Source organism: Trinickia symbiotica (assembly GCF_003028655.1).
GTDB classification, from domain to species: Bacteria; Pseudomonadota; Gammaproteobacteria; order Burkholderiales; family Burkholderiaceae; genus Trinickia; species Trinickia symbiotica_A.
In genome coordinates, this window is record NZ_PYUC01000007.1 from 229,884 (window position 1) to 251,983 (window position 22,100).

At 64.7% G+C, this 22,100-nt stretch carries 20 protein-coding genes; 10 read left to right on the forward strand and 10 right to left on the reverse strand.

Annotated features, from left to right (window positions below; translation table 11 throughout):
* The first annotated feature begins 2 nt into the window (after window positions 1-2).
* The 3 genes from C9I57_RS15785 to C9I57_RS15795 are packed head-to-tail and all read left to right on the forward strand — an operon-like array spanning window position 3 to window position 3,390.
* Complete coding sequence (locus tag C9I57_RS15785) at window positions 3-1,499, forward strand: ATP-binding cassette domain-containing protein (RefSeq protein ID WP_107151595.1); 1,497 nt, start codon at window positions 3-5, stop codon at window positions 1,497-1,499.
* Window positions 1,499-2,446, forward strand: coding sequence for an ABC transporter permease (locus C9I57_RS15790; protein WP_107151596.1), 948 nt, complete (start codon window positions 1,499-1,501; stop codon window positions 2,444-2,446). The genes C9I57_RS15785 and C9I57_RS15790 overlap by 1 nt, the downstream gene beginning before the upstream one ends.
* Window positions 2,443-3,390: an ABC transporter permease gene (locus C9I57_RS15795; protein WP_107151597.1), complete on the forward strand. Its 948-nt coding sequence runs from the start codon at window positions 2,443-2,445 to the stop codon at window positions 3,388-3,390. The genes C9I57_RS15790 and C9I57_RS15795 overlap by 4 nt, the downstream gene beginning before the upstream one ends.
* Before the next feature lies 1 nt (window position 3,391).
* Here the strand turns inward: C9I57_RS15795 and C9I57_RS15800 are convergent, their stop codons facing one another.
* Entirely contained in the window at window positions 3,392-4,870 is a 1,479-nt protein-coding gene (locus C9I57_RS15800) for a mannitol dehydrogenase family protein (protein WP_107151598.1), read from the reverse strand.
* Window positions 4,871-4,940: 70 nt separating this feature from the next.
* Between C9I57_RS15800 and manD the strand changes: the two genes are divergently transcribed.
* From manD to C9I57_RS15820, 4 genes are all read left to right on the forward strand, one after another.
* Complete coding sequence (manD, locus tag C9I57_RS15805) at window positions 4,941-6,149, forward strand: D-mannonate dehydratase ManD (protein WP_107151599.1); 1,209 nt, start codon at window positions 4,941-4,943, stop codon at window positions 6,147-6,149.
* A 10-nt stretch (window positions 6,150-6,159) separates the two neighbouring features.
* The gene (locus C9I57_RS15810) at window positions 6,160-7,197 is read left to right on the forward strand and encodes an L-idonate 5-dehydrogenase (protein ID WP_107151600.1); all 1,038 of its coding nucleotides are present in this window, start codon (window positions 6,160-6,162) and stop codon (window positions 7,195-7,197) included.
* Window positions 7,198-7,283: 86 nt separating this feature from the next.
* Entirely contained in the window at window positions 7,284-8,576 is a 1,293-nt protein-coding gene (locus tag C9I57_RS15815) for an MFS transporter (RefSeq protein ID WP_107151601.1), read from the forward strand.
* Window positions 8,577-8,655: 79 nt separating this feature from the next.
* The gene (locus C9I57_RS15820; RefSeq protein ID WP_219909877.1) at window positions 8,656-9,489 is read left to right on the forward strand and encodes a GntR family transcriptional regulator; all 834 of its coding nucleotides are present in this window, start codon (window positions 8,656-8,658) and stop codon (window positions 9,487-9,489) included.
* 110 nt (window positions 9,490-9,599) lie between these two features.
* Here the strand turns inward: C9I57_RS15820 and C9I57_RS15825 are convergent, their stop codons facing one another.
* From C9I57_RS15825 to C9I57_RS15860, 8 genes are all read right to left on the reverse strand, one after another.
* Window positions 9,600-10,775: an NAD(P)/FAD-dependent oxidoreductase gene (locus tag C9I57_RS15825; protein WP_107151602.1), complete on the reverse strand. Its 1,176-nt coding sequence runs from the start codon at window positions 10,773-10,775 to the stop codon at window positions 9,600-9,602.
* A complete protein-coding gene (locus C9I57_RS15830; RefSeq protein WP_107151603.1) occupies window positions 10,772-12,154 on the reverse strand; it encodes an NAD(P)/FAD-dependent oxidoreductase in 1,383 nt (460 codons plus the stop codon). The genes C9I57_RS15825 and C9I57_RS15830 overlap by 4 nt, the downstream gene beginning before the upstream one ends.
* Window positions 12,141-12,488: a (2Fe-2S)-binding protein gene (locus C9I57_RS15835; RefSeq protein ID WP_107151604.1), complete on the reverse strand. Its 348-nt coding sequence runs from the start codon at window positions 12,486-12,488 to the stop codon at window positions 12,141-12,143. Before C9I57_RS15835 ends, C9I57_RS15830 begins: the two co-directional genes overlap by 14 nt.
* Window positions 12,478-13,611 carry an NAD(P)/FAD-dependent oxidoreductase gene (locus tag C9I57_RS15840; protein WP_107151605.1) on the reverse strand — a complete coding sequence of 378 codons (1,134 nt, stop codon included), beginning with the start codon at window positions 13,609-13,611 and terminating at the stop codon, window positions 12,478-12,480. Before C9I57_RS15840 ends, C9I57_RS15835 begins: the two co-directional genes overlap by 11 nt.
* A 7-nt stretch (window positions 13,612-13,618) precedes the next feature.
* Window positions 13,619-14,413: an ABC transporter permease gene (locus tag C9I57_RS15845; RefSeq protein WP_107151733.1), complete on the reverse strand. Its 795-nt coding sequence runs from the start codon at window positions 14,411-14,413 to the stop codon at window positions 13,619-13,621.
* 14 nt (window positions 14,414-14,427) lie between these two features.
* Window positions 14,428-15,333, reverse strand: a complete 906-nt coding sequence (locus C9I57_RS15850; protein WP_258187665.1) for an ABC transporter permease — start codon at window positions 15,331-15,333, stop codon at window positions 14,428-14,430.
* Complete coding sequence (locus C9I57_RS15855) at window positions 15,326-16,393, reverse strand: ABC transporter ATP-binding protein (protein ID WP_107151606.1); 1,068 nt, start codon at window positions 16,391-16,393, stop codon at window positions 15,326-15,328. Before C9I57_RS15855 ends, C9I57_RS15850 begins: the two co-directional genes overlap by 8 nt.
* Before the next feature lie 94 nt (window positions 16,394-16,487).
* Window positions 16,488-17,525, reverse strand: a complete 1,038-nt coding sequence (locus tag C9I57_RS15860) for an ABC transporter substrate-binding protein (protein WP_107151735.1) — start codon at window positions 17,523-17,525, stop codon at window positions 16,488-16,490.
* A 215-nt stretch (window positions 17,526-17,740) separates the two neighbouring features.
* Between C9I57_RS15860 and C9I57_RS15865 the strand changes: the two genes are divergently transcribed.
* A complete protein-coding gene (locus tag C9I57_RS15865) occupies window positions 17,741-18,649 on the forward strand; it encodes a LysR substrate-binding domain-containing protein (protein WP_107151607.1) in 909 nt (302 codons plus the stop codon).
* 151 nt (window positions 18,650-18,800) lie between these two features.
* Window positions 18,801-19,133: a hypothetical protein gene (locus tag C9I57_RS15870; protein ID WP_107151736.1), complete on the forward strand. Its 333-nt coding sequence runs from the start codon at window positions 18,801-18,803 to the stop codon at window positions 19,131-19,133.
* A gap of 177 nt (window positions 19,134-19,310) precedes the next feature.
* Here C9I57_RS15870 and fabI read toward each other — a convergent pair whose 3' ends face one another.
* Window positions 19,311-20,102 (reverse strand): enoyl-ACP reductase FabI, encoded by a 792-nt coding sequence (gene fabI, locus C9I57_RS15875; protein WP_107151608.1) that lies wholly within the window; start codon window positions 20,100-20,102, stop codon window positions 19,311-19,313.
* 129 nt (window positions 20,103-20,231) lie between these two features.
* On the opposite strand from fabI, the gene C9I57_RS15880 reads away from it, so the two are divergent.
* Window positions 20,232-22,100 (forward strand): extracellular solute-binding protein, encoded by a 1,869-nt coding sequence (locus tag C9I57_RS15880; protein WP_107151609.1) that lies wholly within the window; start codon window positions 20,232-20,234, stop codon window positions 22,098-22,100.

The following is a 22,100-nucleotide window of genomic DNA, read 5'->3' on the forward strand; positions in this document are numbered from 1 at the left end:
CGATGAGCCATTCCGAAACTGCGGCCCTTTCCGCGGCGCGCGAGGCGCCTCCCCGCATTCCGTTACTTTGCGTGCGCGGCGTCGACGTGACGTTCGGGCCGGTGCGTGCCCTCCAGCGCGTCGATTTCGAGTTCGCCGTCGGCGAATGTGTAGCCGTGGCGGGTCACAACGGCGCGGGCAAGTCCACGCTGATGTCGGTACTTTCGGGCGCGCGCCGTCCCGACGCCGGCACGATCGAGGTTGCCGGCCAGCGGTTCGACGGCGGCTTCGATGCACGCGAGGCGCGCACCCTCGGTATTCGCTGCGTCTTCCAGGAGCTCTCGCTCTGCCCGAACTTGACGATCGAAGAGAATATGCGCGCCGTGCATCCGCAATTGAGGCACTTCGGTTGGCGGCGGCGGGCGCGCGCGATCATCGAAGATCAGCTCGATGCGATCTTTCCCGGGCATGGGTTGCGCGGGACCGACGTCGTCGGCGACCTCACGCTCGCGCAACAACAAATGGTCGAGATTGCGCGCGGGTTCGCATCGGTCGACACGCCTGTGCGTCTCGTCATACTCGATGAGCCGACGTCGAGTCTCGATCGCTATACGGCGGACCAATTGCTCGCATTCATCGGGCGTTGCGCGCAGGCGGGCGTGACCTGCATTCTGATCACGCATATGCTCGAGGAGATGCTGCGATCGGCGCATCGCGTCATGGTGATGCGCGACGGCAAGGTGGTATCGACGCTCGATGCGGCTCACTTGCAAAAGGAAGCGATCATTCGCGCGATGGGGCAGTTCACGGACGAGGCCGCTGCGGCGACGCAGCGCGCGCGCACGCCGGAGTGCGGCGAGTCGGCCTTCCGCTGGAACGTCGGCCCGCAACGGCGCACCGTCATCGAAGCCCGCCGCGGAGCCATCGTCGGTCTCGCCGGCCTCGCAGGCCAAGGGCAGACGCTCGCACTGCACGATATCTACGTCGACTCGCGCAAGCGCGGCGCCAAGGCGCGTGTCGCATTCGTCGCCGGAGACCGGCGCGCCGATGGCGTGTTCATCGACTGGACCATCGCCGAAAACCTCGATATTCGCTCGCTCTACAACCGCGACAGCCGAACCTGGCTCGATCGCGCAGCGTTGCGCGATCTCTTCGATCGATGGGCGAAGCGAATCGACATTCGCGGCGCCGCGCCGACCGACAACATCCTTGCATTGAGCGGCGGCAATCAGCAAAAGGTCCTATTCGCGCGTGCGCTCGCCTCGGACGCGCAGCTCGTATTGATGGACGACCCCATGCGCGGTGTCGACATCGGAACGAAGCTCGAAATTTATCGTCTGCTGCAAGCCGAAGCGGCCAACGGGCGAACGTTCGTCTGGTACACGACGGAGAACGACGAGTTCGCGTACTGCGACCGCGTCTATGTCTTCCGCGGCGGCAATGTCACGCGCGTGCTCGACGCGAGCGAATGCACGGAGCAGGCGCTGCTCGCGGCGAGTTTCGAGGAGGCGCGATCATGATGGGGTTCGCCAGGGCGGGTATGCGCCGGGCGGAGCGGCGCGCCATGCTGCCGGCCATATCGCTCGCCGCAGTGTTGGTTCCGATGTTCGTCGTCCAGCCGAACACGCTCAGCTACTTCGGGATGTCGATGTTGCTGAATCTCGGTGTGCCGATCGTCTTCGCGACGCTTGCGCAGCTCGCGGTCATCACCGCCAACGAGCTCGATCTGTCGATCGGCTCGTTCGTGAGCCTCGTGACCTGCATCGGCGCGACGCTGCTCGATCGCTCTCCGTGGCTCGGCTGGATGGCGCTCGCCGGTTGCGTGGCGCTCTACGCGCTCGTCGGCGCGCTGGTGGAATCGCGGCGCATTTCATCGGTCGTCGTGACGCTGGGGCTGTCCTTCGTCTGGAACGGGCTCGCGGTCTTGCTGCTGCCGTCGCCGGGCGGAACGAGCCCGATCTGGCTCTCGACGCTGATGGGGCTGCAGGCGCCGTACGTTCCCGCGCCGCTGATCTGGAGCGCCGCGATCGCGCTCGTGGCCCACGGTCTGTTGATGCGCTCCCCAGCCGGCGTAGCGTTGCGCGGCGTCGGCGGCAATCCCGACGCGATGCGTCGATGCGGGTGGTCGGTCGTGCGTGCCAAGGCGATTCTCTTCGGCTGCGCAGGCATGCTCGGCATCTGCTCGGGGCTCGCGCTGCTCGGTCTCACTACTTCCGCCGACGCGAACATCGCCTTGCGCTATACGCTGCTCTCCGTTGCCGGCGTGATTCTCGGCGGCGGCGAGTTCGTCGGCGGACGCGTGTCCGTGATCGGAGCCGTGCTCGGAGCGGTCACGCTCACGCTGGCTTCGTCGTTCCTCGCATTCCTGCAGATTGCGCCGGAATGGCAGATCGGTTTCCAGGGACTCATTCTGATCGCCGTCCTCTCGTTGAGGCTCGTGTTCCGCCGCAAGGGAGGCCGCCGATGAAAAGCGTGCTTGCCATCCGCGAGCGGCCTTGGTTCTGGTCGGTCGGCGGTGCCGTGCTCGTGGGCCTGGCCGCCTCGCTTGCATTCGGTCCGCGGACGGCCGGCAACATGTTGTCGGCCGCGTCCGCGTTCGTCGTGTTCAGCGTGCTCGTCGGTCTCGGGCAGATGCTCGTCGTGACGAGCGGCCCGGGCAACATCGATCTGTCGATTCCGGCCACGATCACGCTGGCCGGCAGCGTGGCGATGCACGTGATGGCGCGCAACGACGCGGCGATTCCGGTTGGCGTTGCAGTCACTGTCGCGACGGGCGTCGCCGTCGGGTCGTTCAACTATCTGCTCATTCGCCTGCTGCGGATTCCGCCCATCATCGCGACGCTCTCATCGAGCTTCGTGCTTCAATCGATCGCGATCAGCCTTGGGCACGGGAGCGCGGCGCCGCCCCCCGCGCTGGAAGATTTCGCGCTCGGACATTGGCTCGGCATTTCGACGCTCGCGTTCGTCGCGCTTGCACTGACGATCGCGACCGGCATCGTGCTATTCAGGCTCGTGCAAGGACGCAGCTTGTCGGCGGTCGGTCAGAACGGGCGGGCCGCGCATCTTGCCGGCGTGCGCGTCGAACGCGTGCGCTTCGCGACTTATGTCGCCTGCTCGGTTTTGGTGGCGCTCAGCGCGTTGCTGCTTTCGAGCTTTTCGGGCGGAGCGACGCTCGATATGGGCGCCGACTACATGCTGTTGTCCGTCGCTGTCGTCGTAATCGGCGGCACGCAAGTATCAGGTGGCCGCGCCAGCCCGATCGGCGTATGGGGCGCAGCCTGCTTCCTTTTTCTCGTGAACGCGCTGTTGAACGCCAGCGGTACGGGGGCGGGCGTGCGCGCAATCATCTATGGGCTGCTGATCATCGCCGTGACGGCGGTGGCGGGTGGGGCGAGGGCGCTGCGATCCTGACTCATGCGTAGGCGGCGATCGCGCGCAATGTGCCTTTTCGAAGCGCTTGCAACGCTTCGACGAGCGCCTGCCGCAAGGACGCGCTGCGCGCCAGCTCGGTCGGAAACACGTCGCGAACGTCGAGCAGCACCCGAACCAGCGCGTCGGGCGATCCGCCCGACGAGGCCGCGAGCGATTGCAATCGGTCGGCAAGCGGGTCATGAATTTCGTAAGGCACGCCGTCGTCGGTGCGGCCAAGCAGGAACTGCATCCATGCTGCAACGGCGAAGGCGAGGCGCGAAAACGATTGCCGTGTCGCGATTCGCTTGGAAAGCGTGCCGAGAAGCCGTAGCGGAATTTTCTGGCTGCCGTCCATCGCGATCTGCGCGCAGCGATGCTTGAGAGCCGGATTCGCATAGCGCTCGAGCAACGCGTCGCGATAGGCGAAAAGGTCGAACGACAGCGGCACGTTCAGCGTCGGCGCGATTTCGGAGGTCATCAGCGCGTGAATGAGACGATGCATGTCAGGGTTTGCGATGGCCGCGTCGACGGTTTCGATGCCGGTGAGCATCGACAAATAGGCGATGGTCGAGTGCGTCGCATTCAGCATGCGGAGCTTGGCGAGTTCGAACGGCGTCACGTCATCGACCAGTTGCGCACCTACGCGATCCCACGCCGGGCGGCCCGCCGGAAAGCGGTCCTCGACGACCCATTGGCGGAACGGCTCACAGGCGACGGGGGCTCGATCTTCGTAACCCAGCGCCGCGCGCGCAGAGACCAAATCGGCTTCGGTTGTCGCGGGCACGATGCGATCGACCATCGTCGAGGGGAACGCGACATGCGTTTCGATCCAGTCCGCCAAGCCAGGGTCGACGGCCCGTGCGAAAGAGCAAACGACGCGCCGCAGCGCGGCCCCGTTGTGTGCGAGGTTGTCGCACGACAGCACGGTAAACGGATTGCCGCTGTCGCGGCGCATGCGCAAGGCGGCCGTGAGAATACCCGGCACGGTGACGGGCGTCTCGGGGTGGGCGAGATCATGCATGACGCCGGGGTGGCCGAAGTCGGCGTCGCCGGCGTTCGCGTCTCGGCAGTAACCCTTTTCCGTCACGGTCAGCGAAACGATTCGGACTTGCGGGTCGGCGAGGCGCGCGAGCAGCGCGGCGCGATCGTGCGGCATGGCGAGGACTTCGCGCAGCGCGCGCACCACTGTCACGCGCTCGCCTTCCATTCCCCGCTCGACGATGCTGTAAACGCCATCCTGCGCCATGAGCGCATCGCGTTTCGCGACGTCGCCCTGCAGCGTGACGCCGCAAATGCCCCAGTCGCCGCCCGCGGCGATCATGGCCTCCTCGGTGAAAAGCGCTTGATGCGCGCGATGGAAGTTCCCGATGCCGAGGTGAACGATGCCGATGCGCGGTTCGCGCCAGGCGGGCGACAGCAGATGCGAGCGAAGCTCGGGTAGAACGCTGCGCGCGAGGCGGGGCGGCACGAATCGACTCATGATTCCTCTCAGTGCTTCCGGTTGATATACTTGTATGGTAGCATGGACCAATCGAAGCGAGGATGCGAACATGAAGATCATTCGAGCGGACGTGATCGTCACCTGTCCCGGCCGCAATTTCGTCACGCTGAAGATCGAGACAGACGAAGGCTTATACGGCATCGGCGACGCCACGCTCAATGGACGCGAGCTTGCGGTCGCCTCGTACCTGCGCGATCACGTCTCGCCGACGCTGATCGGACGTGACGCGAGTCGCATCGAGGACATCTGGCAATACCTGTACAAGGGGGCCTACTGGCGCCGCGGGCCCGTCACGATGACGGCGATCGCCGCGGTCGACATGGCCCTCTGGGACATCATGGGCAAAAGAGCGGGCTTGCCGCTCTACAAGCTGCTGGGTGGGGCCTCGCGCGACGGTGTGATGGTCTATGGCCACGCAACGGGGCGTGACATTCCCGAGGCGCTCGATCGCTACGCGCAGCATATCGAAGCGGGATACAAGGCGGTCCGCATTCAGTGCGGCGTGCCGAATATGCGTTCGGTCTATGGCGTATCGAAAGGCTCGGACAAGTACGAGCCCGCGAAGAAGGGGATCGTCGATGAAGAAAGTTGGTCATCCGAGAAATATCTGGACTTCATTCCGAAGCTCTTCGATGCCGTGCGAAATCGATTCGGCTTCGAGACGCATCTGCTGCACGACGTTCACCATCGACTGACGCCGATCGAAGCGGCGCGCCTTGGCAAATCGGTGGAGCCGTACCGTCTCTTCTGGCTCGAAGATCCGACGCCTGCCGAGAACCAGGCCGGTTTCCGCATAATTCGCGAGCATACGGTGACGCCGATTGCGGTGGGCGAAGTATTCAATTCGATTTGGGACTGCAAGCAATTGATCGAAGAGCAGTTGATCGACTATTTGCGCGCAACGCTCACGCACGCGGGCGGCATTACGCATTTGCGGCGCATGGCCGATTTTGCGTCGCTCTATCAAGTGCGAACAGGGTGTCACGGGCCGTCGGACCTGTCGCCCGTCTGCATGGGGGCGGCATTGCATTTCGATTTGTGGGTGCCGAACTTCGGCATGCAGGAATACATGGGCTATCCCGAAGCAGCGCTCGAGGTGTTCCCGCATGCGTGGCGCTTCGAGAACGGCATGATGCATCCCGGCGATGCGCCGGGGCACGGAGTCGATATCGACGAAACGCTGGCCGCGCGCTATCCCTATGAGCCGGCCTATCTGCCCGTTGCCCGTCTCGAAGACGGCACGCTCTGGAACTGGTAAGGAGTCCGATATGTTCGCCGCTGTCCTTCACGAACCGAAGCTGATCCGAATCGACGAGGTGGTGCCGCCAGAGCCCGGGCCGGGGCAGGTGCGCGTGCGTGTGCGCGCGGGCGGCATCTGCGGCTCGGATCTCTCCTATTACTTCAAAGGCCGAAGCGGTGATTTCACGGTGCGTGAACCTTTCGTGCTCGGGCATGAGGCGGCCGGCGAAATCGACTGCATGGGCGAAGGCGTGACGGGTCTCGTCAAGGGCCGGCGCGTGGCGGTGAACCCGGGCCTTGCCTGCGGCGTGTGCCGCTATTGTCGCGCGGGCATGTCGAACCACTGTCTCGACATGCGGTTCATGGGCAGCGCCTCCACGTTTCCGCATACGCAAGGCATGTTTCGTCAGCAGATCGTGGTTTCCGCTTCGCAGTGCGTGCCGTTGCCCGATAGCGTCGACTTCGCGCAGGCCTCCATGGCGGAGCCCGTGGCGGTCGCGCTGCATGCCGTCAAGCAGGCCGGTTCGCTCGTCGGCGCCCGGGTACTCGTGATCGGCTGCGGCCCGATCGGGTGTCTCCTCGTCGCCGTCGCGCGGCGCGCCGGTGCGCATCGGATCGTCGCCGTCGATCTCTCGGACCATGCGCTCGGAACCGCACGCCAGGTCGGCGCGGACGACGTCGTCAATGCGGCCGATTCCGCGGCGATCGGCCGTTGGGCCGAAGCGCGCGGATTCTTCGACGTTGCGATCGAAGCATCGGGCAGTCCCGCCGGCCTCGATACGGCCTTGCGATCGGTGCGCGCCGGCGGCACGGTCGTGCAAGTCGGCAACCTGCCGGCGGGCCCGTCGCCTGTGCCGGCGAATCTCGTCATGTCGAAGGAAATCCGCTATGTCGGCTCATTTCGTTTCGCCGACGAGTACGCGATCGCAGCCGAGGAAATCGCGGCGGGCAGGATCGATCTGCGTCCGCTGATGACGCACGCCTTCTCGCTTGCAGAAGCGAACCGTGCCTTCGAAATTGCCCACGATCGCTCGCAATCGATGAAGGTGCATCTGCGTTTCGAATGAGCGATGGGGGGTACGGACGCCCCCCCACTACGCGCTTTCTCTTTCGTACAACGCCCGTCAAGAGGCGAACTTCAGGAGACATATTCATGATCAGAAGCCAGCGTTGGTTCGTCGTCGCGCTGTTTTTTCTGGCCGGCATCATCAATTATCTCGACCGCGCCGCGCTGTCGATCGCCGCGCCGCTGATTCAGAAGGATCTGCATTTTTCCCATGCCGAATTGGGCATCGTATTCAGCAGCTTTTTCCTCGGCTATGCGGTCTTCAACTTCATTGGCGGCGTGCTGTCGGACAAGCTCGGCGCGAAACGGGTATTCGGTGCCGCGATGGGCGTATGGTCGATTTTCTGCGGCGCAACGGCGCTCGCAACGGGGATCGTCTCGCTCATCGTGCTTCGTGTGCTGTTCGGTATGGGCGAGGGGCCCTTCAGTTCGTCGAACAGTAAGATGGTCAACAACTGGTTTCCACGCCGGGAAGTGGCGAGCGCAATCGGTGTCATCAGTTCCGGAACGCCGCTTGGCGGTGCGCTGGCGGGCCCGGTGGTCGGTTACCTGGCCATGCGATTCGGCTGGCGCTGGGCATTCGTCGGCATCATGCTGCTCGGCCTCGCGTGGCTCGTGCTGTGGGTCACGACGACCACCGAGCATCCGCACGATCATCCGCGCATCACACGCGAAGAGAGGGAGTTGATCGCCTCCGATCAAGCCGGGGGTGAGGCCGGGCAGTCGACGTCCGGCAGCGAGCGCCCGGCGCTCATCGGCCTTTTGCGGCAGCCGCTCGTGCTCGCGACGGCGTTCGCGTTCTTCGCTTACAACTATGTGCTGTTTTTCTTTCTGTCCTGGTTTCCGACTTACCTGACCGAAGCTCAGCATCTGAGCCTGCGCGATATGAGCTTCGCGACGGTCGTGCCTTGGCTCTTCGGCAGCATCGGCCTCGCGGCGGGCGGCTTTGTTTCGGATGCGATACTGCGCGTCACGGGCAGGCCGCTTTTCTCGCGCAAGCTCGTGCTCGGTGTCTGTCTCAGCGCCGCGGCAGCGTGCGTGGCGCTCGCCGGCCGCGTCGTGAGCGCGGAAGCAGCCGTCGCTTCGATGTCCGTCTCGATCTTTTTTCTCTATGCGACGGGCTCCATCTACTGGGCCGTCATCCAGGATACGGTGCCGCGCGCGCATGTCGGGGGCGTGGGGGGCTTCGTCCACTTCCTGGCCAACCTGGCGGGCGTCATCGGCCCCGCTGTCACGGGCTTTATCGTCGAAGCGACGCACGGCGCGTATGGCAGTGCATTCGTCCTCGCTGGAGCCGTGGCGGTGCTCGGCGCCATCTGCTCGATCGTCGGAATACGTGAACCGCGGCGCGCGGCCGTCAGCGTGGAACGAGCATGGTAGTATGGTGAAGGCCGGCCACGCTCGTCGCATGGCCGACCGTCAATCTTCAGAAGTGCCCCTCGCGGGGCCATCGAATCGCATGAAAGCCGTTCCCGAATCGGATGTCGTTTCCGTCGACGCGCCGCCGTCGCGCGTCTCCGTCCCTCGTGCCCGGCGGCGCGTGGGCCCGGCCGTCGCGGCACGCAGCGCGCTGCCCGACCTGGCGAGCCAGGTTTCGCTCGACTCGCACGAGCCGATCAGCAGGCAGATTTTCCGCGCGCTGCGTCAGGCCATCTTCATCGGGCAGATGACGCCGGGCACGCCGCTCTCGGAAAAGGAAGTCTCCGAGATGTTCCATGTCTCGCGTCAGCCGGTGCGCGAGGCGTTCATCAAGCTCGTGGAGGCGGGGGTGCTGCAGGTGTTGCCGCAGCGCGGCACGCTCGTGAAGAAGATCTCGCCGAGAAAAGTCAGAGAAGGCCGCTTCATTCGTGAGGCCATCGAAACGGCGGTGGTGCGCAAGGCGGCCGAATCGATCACCCATGCGCAGCTGCAGCTGCTGGCCGAAAATATTCGCGAGCAAAAGCTCGCGGCGAATCTCAACGATACGGCGGCCTTCCTTGCCCTCGACGAGGCGTTCCATTATTCGATCGCTCAATCGATCGACTGTATCGCCGCGTGGGAAACGATACAGGACATCAAGGCGCAAATGGATCGCGTCCGGTACCTGAGCCTCGCCGATGTATCGCCGCTCGACCTTCTGATTCGCCAGCATGCGAAGATTCTTGCCGGACTGCGTGCGCACGATCCTGTCGCGGCCGAGGAGGCGATGCGCCGGCACTTGCGGGAAATCCTCGTGTCGCTGGGGCCGGTCGCGGCCCGCAATCCCGATTGGTTCGAGGCGGACGAGCCTGAACGCGTGCCGCTTTCATCGTAACCCGCGACGACGGCGCTAACCGCTAAACGGCTGCGCCGCCGCCACGCCGTCAAAGTGCAGCGGTCGCGCATGATTCGCGGCGTTGCACGGAAGTTAATCAGGACTCCTTCTCAATGCGCGACTGAAACGGTAGACGCGAGCGCACGCTCCGCGAAACGCTCGATCGCGAACGGTTCGATCGGCAGCGAACTACGGCCGGCCGTGATCAGCTCCGCGACGATCCGTCCTACCACCGGTCCAAGCTCGAAGCCGTGCGCGGAGAAGCCGAATGCATGCATGACCTTCGGCGCGGTCCGGCTCGGACCAATCACGGGGATGCCATCGGGCATGAAGCCTTCGATTCCGGCCCACGTACGATTGATGCCGACGTCACGCAGATGCGGAAAGAGGTCGAGTGCCGTACGGGCGTTCGATGCGAGCTGCGCGAAGTCCACCTCACCCGCTCGCGACGGCATGTCGACGCGGCCGCGCACGCCGCCGCCGATCAGCACCGTTCCGTTGTCGAACTGCTTGAACGACAGCGGCCGGCCCGTTGCCCCGACGACGGGAGAGCAGAACGGTGGCACGCGATGCGTGATCGTCAGCAGCAGCGCCACGGGTTCTTCGGGCACGGGCTCGCCGATCTGGCGGGCGAATTCGCCGGCCCATGCGCCCGCGGCGTTGACCACATATTCCGCCGTGAAGCGACCGTTTTTCGCGTCGATCGCCCAATGCTCGCCCATTCGCTCGACCGCGGTTACGCGGGCGCCTTCGTGCACGATGACGCCGAGCCGCTCGGCCGCGCGACGAAATGCCGTGACCGTGCGAAACGGCAGGGCGTGACCATCGTCAGCCACCCAGATGCCGCCGGTGACATGCGGCGCGACGGCCGGCAGCAAGTCTCGAACGGTCGCCGCATCGACGAGCGTTTCATGCGTGAAGCCGCGCTGATGAAGATCGGCCACGCGTGCGCGCAGTGTCTCGAGCTCGGCTTCCGACTCGGCAACTTTCAATTGACCGCTCGGCACGAAGCCGCCGGTGTCGTCAATGAGCTCGGGCAATCGATGCCAGAGCGCGCGCGATTCGAGCGCGAGCGGGATTTCGGCGAGGTGACGCCCGAGCGTGCGCACGCCGCCCGCGTTCACGCCCGACGCGTGACGTCCGCAATATTCGGCTTCGAGCACGGTCACGCGAGCCCCCGCCCGCGCGAGATGCACGGCACTCGAGAGTCCATGAAGGCCGCCGCCTATTACGACGACATCGGCATCTCGGTGCGCCAGATGGGCGCTTGCGCTTGCGAGGCTCATGACTCGCGCGCCAGTTCGCCGAGCGTGATCGGCTTGATCGGCGGCCGAATCCGGTAGTAGCCGACTTCGGCTGGCGACACACCGCGCGCGTCGGCGATGACCTCCGTCACCGTCAGCCCGCAAAGGCGCCCCTGGCATGGGCCCATGCCGCAGCGGCCGAACGACTTCGCTTGGTTGGGACCCGTGCAGCCGAGCCGTACGTGCTCGCGCAGCGTTCCGGCCGTGACTTCCTCGCAGCGGCAGACGAGCACGTCGTCGGACGGAACGCGGTTTTGCTGCTTGGGGCGATAGAGCGCGTCGAGGAACGGGCGTATCCGAAGATGCGCGGCGAGTCGATGTCTGACCGGCGCCGCGTGGCGGTCGCGCTCGGCTTGGTCGATCCGTCCAACGGCGCAGGCCGCGGCGAGGCCCGCGAGCTCGCCGAAGAGCGCCGCGGCCGTCGCGCCGCCGATCCCCGCGCCATCGCCCGCGACTTGGATGCCGGGCACGCTCAGTTCGCCCCACTCGTCGGTGAGCGGCACGAAGCACAGTTGCGCATCGTCCCAGCGATGCTTTGCGCGCAGCGCCCACGTGAACTGCGTGTTCGGCACGACGCCTTGATGCAGCAGCACGAGTGGTGTCTCGATGCGCTGACGGCCGCGCGCGTCGACGAAACGGATGGCACGCACGGCGTCATCGCCCTCGATCGAAAGCGACGTGGCGCCTTCATGAAACGGCACGCCCGCGCGCCGCAGCACGCGCATCATCGAGAGTCCCTTCTTCACATAGCGCCAGCCGGCGAGTGCTCCGCCGAGATGAGCGAGCGCCCGGCGCTTGTCGGAGGCATCCGTCGTATCGACGATCGCGCGCACCGGCACGCCGGCCCGAACGTATTGCCAGCCGAGGAGATAGAGCAGGGGGCCGCAACCGGCGAGCACGACGGGCTCGGCGGGAACCGTATCCGCGGTCTTCAGCAGAATCTGCGCGGCACCGACTGTCAAGACGCCGGGCAGCGTCCATCCCGGCACGGGGAACGGCCGCTCCATCGCACCGGTGCAGAGGATCACGCGTTTTGCCTTGAACGAACCTACGCGACCGTCCCGAAGGTAGTGAACCGTTCGCTCCGGCGTGACCTGCCAGACGGCCGCATTGCCGATATGTCGCGCTGACGAGCGCTGGAACGCTTCGACGATTATGCGGCCCGCGGCATAGTCGGGACCGAGAATATCGAGGCGCTTCTCGGGCGCGCCGCCGACGCCGCGATAGATTTGTCCGCCCGGCGCGGCTTGCTCGTCAAGGAGCACGACGGAAGCGCCGAGTTTCGCGGCTCGGGTCGCGGCGGCCATGCCGGCCGGGCCGCCGCCGACGATGGCGATATCGACGAGATCAGGCGTGTCCATGCGCGTTCTCCGTCGCAACGGTAAAGAGCGTGCGTGCGCGTTCTTGCGTGCGGATTTTCATGCCGTCGCGGACTTCGATGAGGCAGGTCTGCCGGTTCGGCTCGCCGTCGATCTCCATCAGGCACTCGAAGCAGACGCCCATCATGCAATAGGGTGCACGAGGCGCCCCGCTCACGGGCGTGCCGCGAAAGTGTACGAGACCGGCTGCAAGAAGCGCCGCGGCGACGCTGCAGCCCGACGGCACCGATATCGGGGCGCCGTCGAGCTCTACCGTGACGTGCGGCACGCCGTCGCCGCTCGGCGCGAGTCGGGTGAAAAGGCTGCTAGTGGGCATGATGGCTGGTCCATTCCGGGTGCAAGAAGCGGTCGCCCGCGAAGACATCGATTTCCTCCGGCGCCGCGGCGCCGGCGATCCAGGGAGCGAGGCGCAGCGCGTGCGCCGCGGCGAGCGTGACGCCGCTGTGACACGTTGCGACGTACGCGCCGCGATAAGTTGAGGACTCCTGATAAATCGGAAAGCCATCGGGGCTCATCACGCGCAGCGCGCTCCAAGCCCGCACGAGGCGCAGGCCTTCGAGCACGGGGAAGCTGCAGATGCCGCGCCGCGCGATCGTCGCGAGCACGCTTGTCGTCGTCGTATCGTCGAAGCCGACGTCCTCCATCGAATCGCCGAGCTGGATCGTCCCCTCGTCGGTCTGGCGCACGTAGGTCGTCGGGTAGTCGAGGAACGGCGCCACGCGCTCGCCGACCAGAACCTGCCCGCGGTTCGGCCGCACGGGCGCATGAAGGCCGAGCGAGGGCGCGAGCCGCGCGTTGCCGAGTCCTGCCGCGAGCACGACCTTCGGGGCTTTCCAGCTGCGGCCGGTGCCGCGCACGACGAACGCGCCGCCCGTCGGCTCGACGTCGTCGACGTGCTGATTGCGATACCACTGGACGCCGCGTGCTTCACACGCGCCGTAAAGCGCGCGCAAGAGCTTGAGCGGATTCACATGACCGTCCATCGGCGTGTAGCTTGCGCCGTACACCTCGGGGCCGATCGCGGGAAGCCTGGCTTTCAACGCGTCGTGGCCGAGCATTTCGAACGGATAGGGCTCGTCGAGTCGATCGCGCAGCCAGGCGAGCCGTGTCTCGCGTTCGATGGCCTCGCTCTGCGAATGAACGAAGTGAAAGCCGCCGGGCTGCTCGAGTTCGACATCGACACCCGATTCCTTTTTCAACGCCGCCGCGAGCCGCGGCCAAAGTCGGGCAGAGCTCATCGTCCATCGTGCATATTCGGGCAAGCCATACCCTTTGCCTTGCACCCACACGAGCCCGAAATTGCCGCGAGAGGCGCGAAATGCATCGTCGCCTTCGTCGAGTACCGCGACGCGCGCGCCGTTACCCGCAAGGCCATATGAAATGGCCATGCCGACGAGGCCGCCGCCGATCACGATCACATCGGGTTCAACTGTTGTCATCGCGCGTTCAACCTTTGCCGATCAGGACGCGATCGAGCCCCACGATGCGGTCGAGCGCGATCATCAGCAGGACCGTGCCGACGATCAGCACGGTGGAAATGGAAGTCACGAGAGGATCGATGTTCTGCGCGATATCGTTGTACATCGCGACGGGCAGCGTAGTGGTGCCCGGCGTGGCGACGAATATCGTCATCGTCAGTTCGTCGAAACTCTGAATGAAGGAAAGAATCCAGCCGCCGGCCACCCCGGGCAGCAGCATCGGCAGCACGACCCGGCGAAAAGCCGTGAACCGGCCGGCGCCGAGCGAGCGCGCCGCGCGCTCACCGTCGCGATCGAGCCCGGCTGCCGCGGCGAGCACGAGGCGCAGCGCATAGGGCATGACCACGATGACATGGATCAGCGCGAGCCAAAAGAAGGAGCCGGTCAGGCCCGCCATCGTGAAGAAACGCAGGAACGCGACGCCGAGCACGACGTACGGGATCATCAGCGGCGAGAGGAAGAAGCCCATTAATGCGCCGCGCCCGACGAACCGGTAGCGCGTGAGCGCGAGCGCCGCCGGCACGGCGAGCGCGACGGCGACGGTGGCGGAAACGGCGCCCAGGCGGATCGAAAGCCAGAATGCGGTAATGAAGTCGTCGGCTTGCGCCAGTGCCCTGAACCAGCGCAGCGAAAGGCCGCCGCTCGGCAGCGAGATATACCCTTTGCCCGTGAACGAGACCGCCACCACGACGACAAGCGGCGCAAGCATGAACGCGATGAAGAGCGTGTGATAAGCGAGCGAAAAGAAGCCGTTCTTGCGCATTTCGAACGCCCCCGTCACGACTCGAACACCGCGGCGAAGCGCTTTTCGACGAGCCGGTTGCAGCCGATGATGATCGCGACGTTCGCGATCAACAGCAGCACCGCGATCGATGCGCCGAGCGGCCAGTTCAGCGTGCTCAGAAACTCGTCGTAAGCGGCTGTCGCGACGACCTTGAGGCGCCGGCCGCCGATGATGGCCGGCGTCGCGAACGCCGAGGCGGCGAGCGCGAAGACGATGATGCTGCCCGACAGCACGCCTGGCAGCAATTGCGGAAAAACGATGCGGCGGAATACGGTGAAGCGCGAGCCGCCGAGCGAGCGGCCCGCGTTCTCGACTTGGGCGTCGAGTTTTTGGATCGATGCCCAGACCGAGATCACCATGAAGGGGACGAGCACGTGCACAAGTGCGATCGTGACGCCGGTGAGCGTGAACAAGAACCTCAGCGGCGAATCCGTCAGATGCAGTGCGAGCAGCGCCTGATTGATGAGGCCCTCGCGTCCCATCAGAATGGCCCAGCCGAGCGTGCGCACGACGACCGAAATCAGGAGCGGTCCGAGGACGATCAGCAGAAATACGCTGCGCCACGGTGCCTTCATGCGTGCAAGAATCAGCGTCTCCGGCACGCCGAGCGCGATCGAGAGGGCGGTGACGATGAGAGCGAGACCGGCTGTGCGCGCAAAGATGTCGTGGTAATAGGGATCGCCGAGCACTTCCGAATAGTTGGCCCACGTGTAGGCAGGCAGAATGCCGAGCGTGCCGTCGAACGCATGGAACGACAGCAGCGCGATCATGATCATCGGCACCACGAGCAGCCCCAGGAAGAGCAGCAGCGCAGGGGCGGCCAGCAGCCAGGGCGCGCGCGCTTCGCTTGCGCGACGCGCTCGCGGCGCCGCCGGCAGCCGCGAAGAGAGCTCAGACATGCTGTGCCTCCGCGCGGAGCATATGCAGATCGGAGTCGGACCACGCGATCTTGACAGCTTCGCCTTCGAGCGGCGGCGGCATGCCGATGTTGGGCTGGCTCATGCGAAAGGTCCCGAGCGCGCTATCGATCTCGAGCATCCAGTGGTTGCCGAGGAAAAGCCGCGTACGCACGCGGCCCGCGAGCCCATCCTCCGTTTCGGATGCGAAGCGCAGTTTCTCCGGCCGCACGTAGACGTGCACGGTGTCGCCGAACTCGCGCTCGCCGTGCGGGATATGCGCGACCTGCGAGCCGAGTTGCACGATGCAGCATCGCGCATGCCGGCCGATGACCTTGCCCGCGAGCGCGTTCGTGCGGCCGAGGAACGTCGAGGCGAAAGGCGATTCCGGATGCTCGTAAGCGTCGAACGGCGCGGCGATCTGCACGATGCGGCCGCCGTGCATGACCGCGATTCGGTCGCTCATCGTCATTGCCTCGACCTGATCGTGCGTGACGAGAATCGTCGTAATGCCGAGCTCACGCTGGATCGCGCGCAGCTCGATATGCATCTCCTCGCGCAGCTTCGCGTCGAGATTCGACATCGGTTCGTCGAGCAGCAGCACCTGCGGTTCGATGACGAGCGCGCGCGCGATCGCGACGCGCTGGCGCTGCCCGCCCGAAAGCTCGCGCGGCAGGCGTTTTTCGAGGCCGTCGAGGCGCACCATCGCGAGCGTGTCGCGAATGCGCCGCACGCGCTCGGCGCGCGTCACCTTGCGCATCTCGAGACCGAAGCCGACGTTGTCCGCCACCGTCATATGGGCGAAGAGGGCATAGCTCTGAAACACGACGCCCATGCCGCGCTTTTCAGGCGCGAGCCCGCAGATGTCGCGGCCGCCGAGCACGATGCGCCCGCCCGTCGGTTCGACGAAACCCGCGATCATCTGCAGCGTCGTCGTTTTGCCGCAGCCCGACGGCCCGAGCAGCGAAACGAATTCGCCGCGCTCGACGCCAAGCGAGAGACCGTCCACGGCCGAGAAGTCGCCGTAGCGTTTCGAGAGGTTCTCGAGTTGCAGGAACGCCATGGTGTGATGCGGCTCCACGTCAGAATGCAATAGTCTCGACGTCAGGCGAGATGCAGGGCGGCGCACGTTGCGCCGGCCGCCGCTCGCATGACGCTCAACGTTCCACTTGCCTGTTCCACTGATTGGTCCATTGCGTTCGTTTTTCGTTGACGATGGTCCAATCCGTTTTGACGAGCTTGCCGATCTGGTCGTTGCCATAGGGCACGGTGGCGGCGACTGCCGAGTCAAGCTTCGTTTTACTGTTGACAGGGCCCCAAGCCTGCGTCTTGGCGAGAACCGTCTGCACCTCGGGAGAGAGCAGGTACTGGACGAACTGCTGCGAGAGCTGGGGTTCCTTGTTCTCGACGACGGGGCAGGTCGCGGTCAGCAACGCCATCGCGCCTTCCTTCGGATAGACGAAGCGGATCGGAAAGCCGGTCTGCTCCAGCGTGTAGGTGCGGCCGCTGCCCCATACCGCGAGCGTCACGTCACCGTTCTGGAACAGTTCCGTCATCTTGCCCGGCGACGGCTCCCAGGCGAGCACGTTCGGCGCGACCTTCTTGATGAGCGCATCGAAGCCCGGCGCGATGTTCGTTTCGCCGCCGCCATTCATCCGGGCGAACATGACGAGGGTTTGCAAGCCGTATGTGTTCGAGATCGGCGGAATCGCGATCTTTTGCTTGAATCGCTTGTCTGCGAGCGCGGACCACGAATCGGGCGGCGGCAGGCCTGCTTTCTTGAACGCGTCGGCGTTATAGGCGAGACCTGTGGCAACGACGCCGAGCGCCACCGCGCGATCGCTCATGTGCGCAAGCGGATAGAGATCGTGATAAACGGGCGCATCGGCGAGCTTGTCGCAAAAGCCGAATTGCACCGCCTGATACATCGGTCCGTCGTCGAGCAGCACGACATTGAGTTCTTCCTTGCCTTTTTGAGCCTGCAGCTTCGCGAGCGTGTCCGTGGAATTGCCGGGCACGTAGACGATCTTCACGTCATGCGCCTTCTCGAACTGCGGAATGATCGTCTTTTCGAAGACCGTTTGCGTCGAGCCGCCGTACGAGCCGACGTAGAGGGTAGGCTGGGCCGACGCGCCGATTGCGCCTAGCGCGAGCGTGGCCGCGAGTGCCGCGGCGGCGAGGCTGGTCTTTCTCAAAGTCCGCTCCTTCTTGCCTGCACGGTTGACGAAGTTCGTTTTCGAACACAAAACGGTATGGCTCCCCGGCTCGGGCCGAAGCGCCGCTTCGCATGGATGCAGCTAACAATAAGGACGCCAAAAACAGATGGAAAATCGTTTTTTTTCGGAGAACAATAACATTCGGTTATGGGGTTGCCAATCCAGCGAATCCAGCCAATCTGTGCGAGACCCGCATGAAGCTGCGTCAACTCGAGGCCTTCAGGGCCGTCATGCTCTGCCACACCGTCACACGCGCGAGCGAAATGCTGCACATCTCGCAGCCGGCGACGACGCGGCTCATCGCCGATCTCGAGCAGTCCCTGGGGTTTTCCCTGTTCGAGCGCGTGAAGGGCCGGCTGCACCCGACCGTCGAAGCCCAGGCGCTCTACGAGGAAGTGCAGCGTTCGCTGCTGGGCCTCGACCGGATCGCGCGCGCGGCCGACGAGATCCGGGCGTTGCAGCGCGGCACCTTGCAGGTGGCCGCGGCGCCGGCCATCGCGTTGTCGTTCCTGCCGCATGCGATCGCCGGCTATCTCGCGACTCATGCGGAGGCGAACGTATCGCTGCTCGTGCACTCGTCGCGCACGGTCGTCGACATGGTGGTCGGGGAGCGCTGCGATCTCGGGATCGCGATTCTGTCGATGAACCACCCGGGCGCGCACGGCGAGCGACTGATCTCAACGCAAATGGTTTGCGCGCTGCCCGCCGGCCATCGGCTGTGCTCGGCCAGTGTCGTGCGGCCGCGGGATCTTGCGGGCGAGCGATTCGTCGCACATCCGCGCACGCTCGATTCGAGGCTGCGTATCGACGCGCTCTTTGCCGCTCACGGCATCGCGCCGAAGATACAGCTCGAGACGCAGGTGTCGCATACCATCTGCTCGTTCGTCGAGGCGGGTGCCGGCGTTTCGCTCGTCGATGCGGTCACGGCCTGGGGCTATCGCGGCCCCGGTGTAATCTTCAAGCCGTTCGAGCCTGAACTATTGACCGACTTCTCGATGCTGACGCCGTCGCAACGTCCCCCCGCGCTGTTGTTGAAATCGTTCGTCGAGCATGTCCGGCGCTTTGCGCTCGAGCAACTCGATCCGCGCTTCGTCGAGGCCTGAGCCGCCTACGTGACGATTGCCAGCGCTTGCTATATAGAGCAGCAACAGTTACAAGTATGAAATATCACAAAAGGAGGCATGCGGTATAGTCGGTTCCATCGAGGATCGCTCTCGAACCTGTCGAACGCTTCCATTGGATAGAGCTGTCATGATGAAACCTGCACGCATCCTTTCGTACGCCGTCGCCGCACTCGCGATCGGCGCCTCGAGCGCGGCGATGGCGCGCGTGGACATCGGTGTGAATATCGGCGTACCGGCGCCTGTCTATGTCGCGCCCGCGCCCGTCTATGCGCCTCCGCCGCCGCCTGTCGTTTATGCGCCGGCTCCTCCGGCGATCGTCATCGGCTGGCATGGCGATCGGTACTGGGATGGCGGTCGCTGGTGGGACCGCGACGATTGGTATCGCCATCACGACGGCTGGCGCGGCCGCGATTGGCACGATCGCGATTGGCACGATCACGGGCGGCATGAGGGATGGCGCTGATAGCGGAACGGCGCTCCCTGCTTCGGCCTTTCGGTGCCCCTATGGTAGTGCGGCAGGCAGCCAACGCCATGTGACGCGATAAAGCTGCTTGCACGAAACAAAAAGTCGCCCGTCGAGACAATCGGCGAGCGACTTTTTTATGCCTGGAAGCGGGCCGGGCAGGCCCGCGCGCACTTCTTATTCGGCAACGGCAGCCATTCCCCCGACGACGGCATGAAAGCCGCTATCTACGTGAACGATTTCCGCCGTCACGCCGCTCGCCAGTTCCGAGAGAAGGAAGGCGGCCGTATTGCCGACTTGCTCGATCGTCACGTTGCGCTTGAGCGGCGCGTTTTGCTCGACGAAGTCGAGAATCTTGCCGAAGCCCTTGATGCCGCTCGCGGCGAGCGTTTTGATCGGGCCCGCCGAGATCGCGTTCACGCGAACGCCTTTCGGACCGAGTGAGCCGGCCATATAGCGGACGCTCGCCTCGAGTGCCGCTTTAGCGACGCCCATCGTGTTGTAGTTCGGAATGACTTTTTCGGCGCCGAGATAGGAGAGCGTCAAGAGCGACGCGTCCGGCGAGAGCAACGGCAACGCGGCCTTCGCCAATGCGGGAAAGCTGTAGGCGGAGATGTCGTGCGCAATGCGGAAATTCTCACGCGTCATGCCGTCGAGAAAATCGCCGGCGATTGCCTCGCGCGGCGCGAAGCCGATCGAGTGAACGAGACCGTCGAGCGTCGGCCAATGCGCCTTGAGCGATGCGAAGAGGGCATCGATTTGCGCGTCGTCGGCAACGTCGCATGGAAAGACGAGCTCGCTGCCGAATTCGTTCGCGAACTCGGTGATACGGTCCTTGAAGCGGTCGCCGACGTACGTGAATGCGAGCTCGGCGCCTTCGCGCTTGCACGCTTGCGCGATGCCGTAGGCAATCGAGCGGTTCGACAGCAGACCCGTCAGCAAAATGCGTTTTCCAGCGAGAAAGCCCATGAATTCTCCTCTAAAGACGGTCTAGACAGCGCCGGCCGGCACAGCGCGCGATGGCACGTTCGGCCCGCCCGGCGTGGGTTTGGGTAGAATTCTCTCACAACGCCCACCTCGACCAACCGAAAGGTGCTCATGAAGACCGGTTTGCGAAGGACCGCCGCGCTGCGTTTTCTCGTTCATTCATTGCTCGCGCTTTCCTGTGCCGGTTGGTTCGCCGTGCCGTCGCCCGCGTGGGCCGTCTATGCCATTGCGCAATTTGGCAGTCCGAAATATCCGCCGGGCTTCAAGCATTTCGACTATGTCAACCCCGATGCGCCGAAAGGCGGCACGCTCGTCCTCTCGAACCCCGACCGCCTGACGAGCTTCGACAAGTTCAATCCATTCACGCTGCGCGGCAACGCGGCGCCCGGCATTGGGATGTTGTTCGAGACGCTGACCACGAACAGCTCGGATGAAATGGCCACGGCGTATTGCCTGCTTGCCGACGATATTCGCATCGCGCCCGATCGCCTGTCGGTCACGTTCCACATCAATCCGCGCGCGCGCTTTTCGAACGGCGACTCCGTGACGGCCGCCGACGTCAAATACTCGTTCGATACGCTGACGAGCCGGCTGGCCGCCCCGCAGTTCGCGGCCTATTTCGCCGAGATTTCGCGCGCGGTCGCCGTCGATCCCGCGACGATCCGCTTCGACTTTCGCCAGCCGAACCGCGAGCTGCCGCTGATCGCCGGCGCGATGCCCGTGTTTTCGCGCAAGTGGGGCATGAAGCCCGACGGCACGCGCGTGCCGTTCGATCAGCTCGCATTCGAAAAGCCGATCGGCAGCGGACCGTACCTGATCGAGAGCTACGACGGCGGCCATACGATCACGTACCGGCGCGACCCTTCCTATTGGGGCGCGTCGTTGCCCGTGCGAGTCGGGGAGGACAACTTCGATCGCGTCACCTACAAGCTCTACTCCGACAACACGGCCCGGCTCGAGGCATTCAAGGCCGGCGAGTACGACGCGCTCGTCGAATACGTGGCGCGCAACTGGGCACGGCGCGACGTCGGCAAGCGATTCGACGACGGCGAGCTCATCAAGCGCGAGTTTCGGCAGCACAACGGTGCGGGCATGCAGGGCTTCATCATGAATCTGCGCCGCCCGCTCTTTCAAGATCTGCGCGTGCGCAAGGCGCTCGACCTCGCATTCGATTTTCAGTGGCTCAACAGCCGTCTGTTCTTCGGCGCCTATACGCGGCTGCAAAGCTATTTCGCGGACAGCGATTTGCAGGCGACGGGAATGCCGATGCAAGGTGAGCTGAAGCTTCTGAATCCGTTGCGCGCGCAACTGGATCCGGCTGTTTTCGGCCCCATGCCCGTGCAGCCCGATACGGACCCGCCGAATTCGCTGCGCGCGAACCTGCTGAAGGCGCGCGCGTTGCTTTCCGCGGCTGGCTGGACCTATCGCAACGGTGCGCTGCGCAATGCCAAGGGTCAGCCGTTCGAATTCGACGTCCTCGAAGACGAAAGTTCGCGCGGGGCGATGGAGCCCATCGTCGCGGCCTATGCGCGCAACCTTGCGAAACTCGGGATCAAGGCCAACTTTCGGGCCGCCGACTTCGCCCTGATCCAGAAGCGATACGAGACGTTCGATTTCGACATGACCTCGCTGCGCTATCCGGGTGTTCAAGTGCCGGGCGTCGAGCAAGTATCGCGTTTCGGCAGCAAGCAGGCCGACGAGCCCGGCTCCGACAACATGATCGGGCTCAAGTCGCCGGCCGTCGACGCCATCCTGCACTCGCTCGTCGGTGCGCAGACGAAAGAGGACCTCGTCGACGCGACGCATGCACTCGATCGCGTGCTGATGAACGGCTACTACGTCGTGCCGCATTGGTTCAGCACGACGCATCGCATTGCGTACAAGCGCGAGCTGCGCTACCCCGATACGTTGCCGCTGTACTATTCGGCGGAGGACTGGATCGTAACGATGTGGTGGCTCGATCCCCGCTCCCGAGGATGA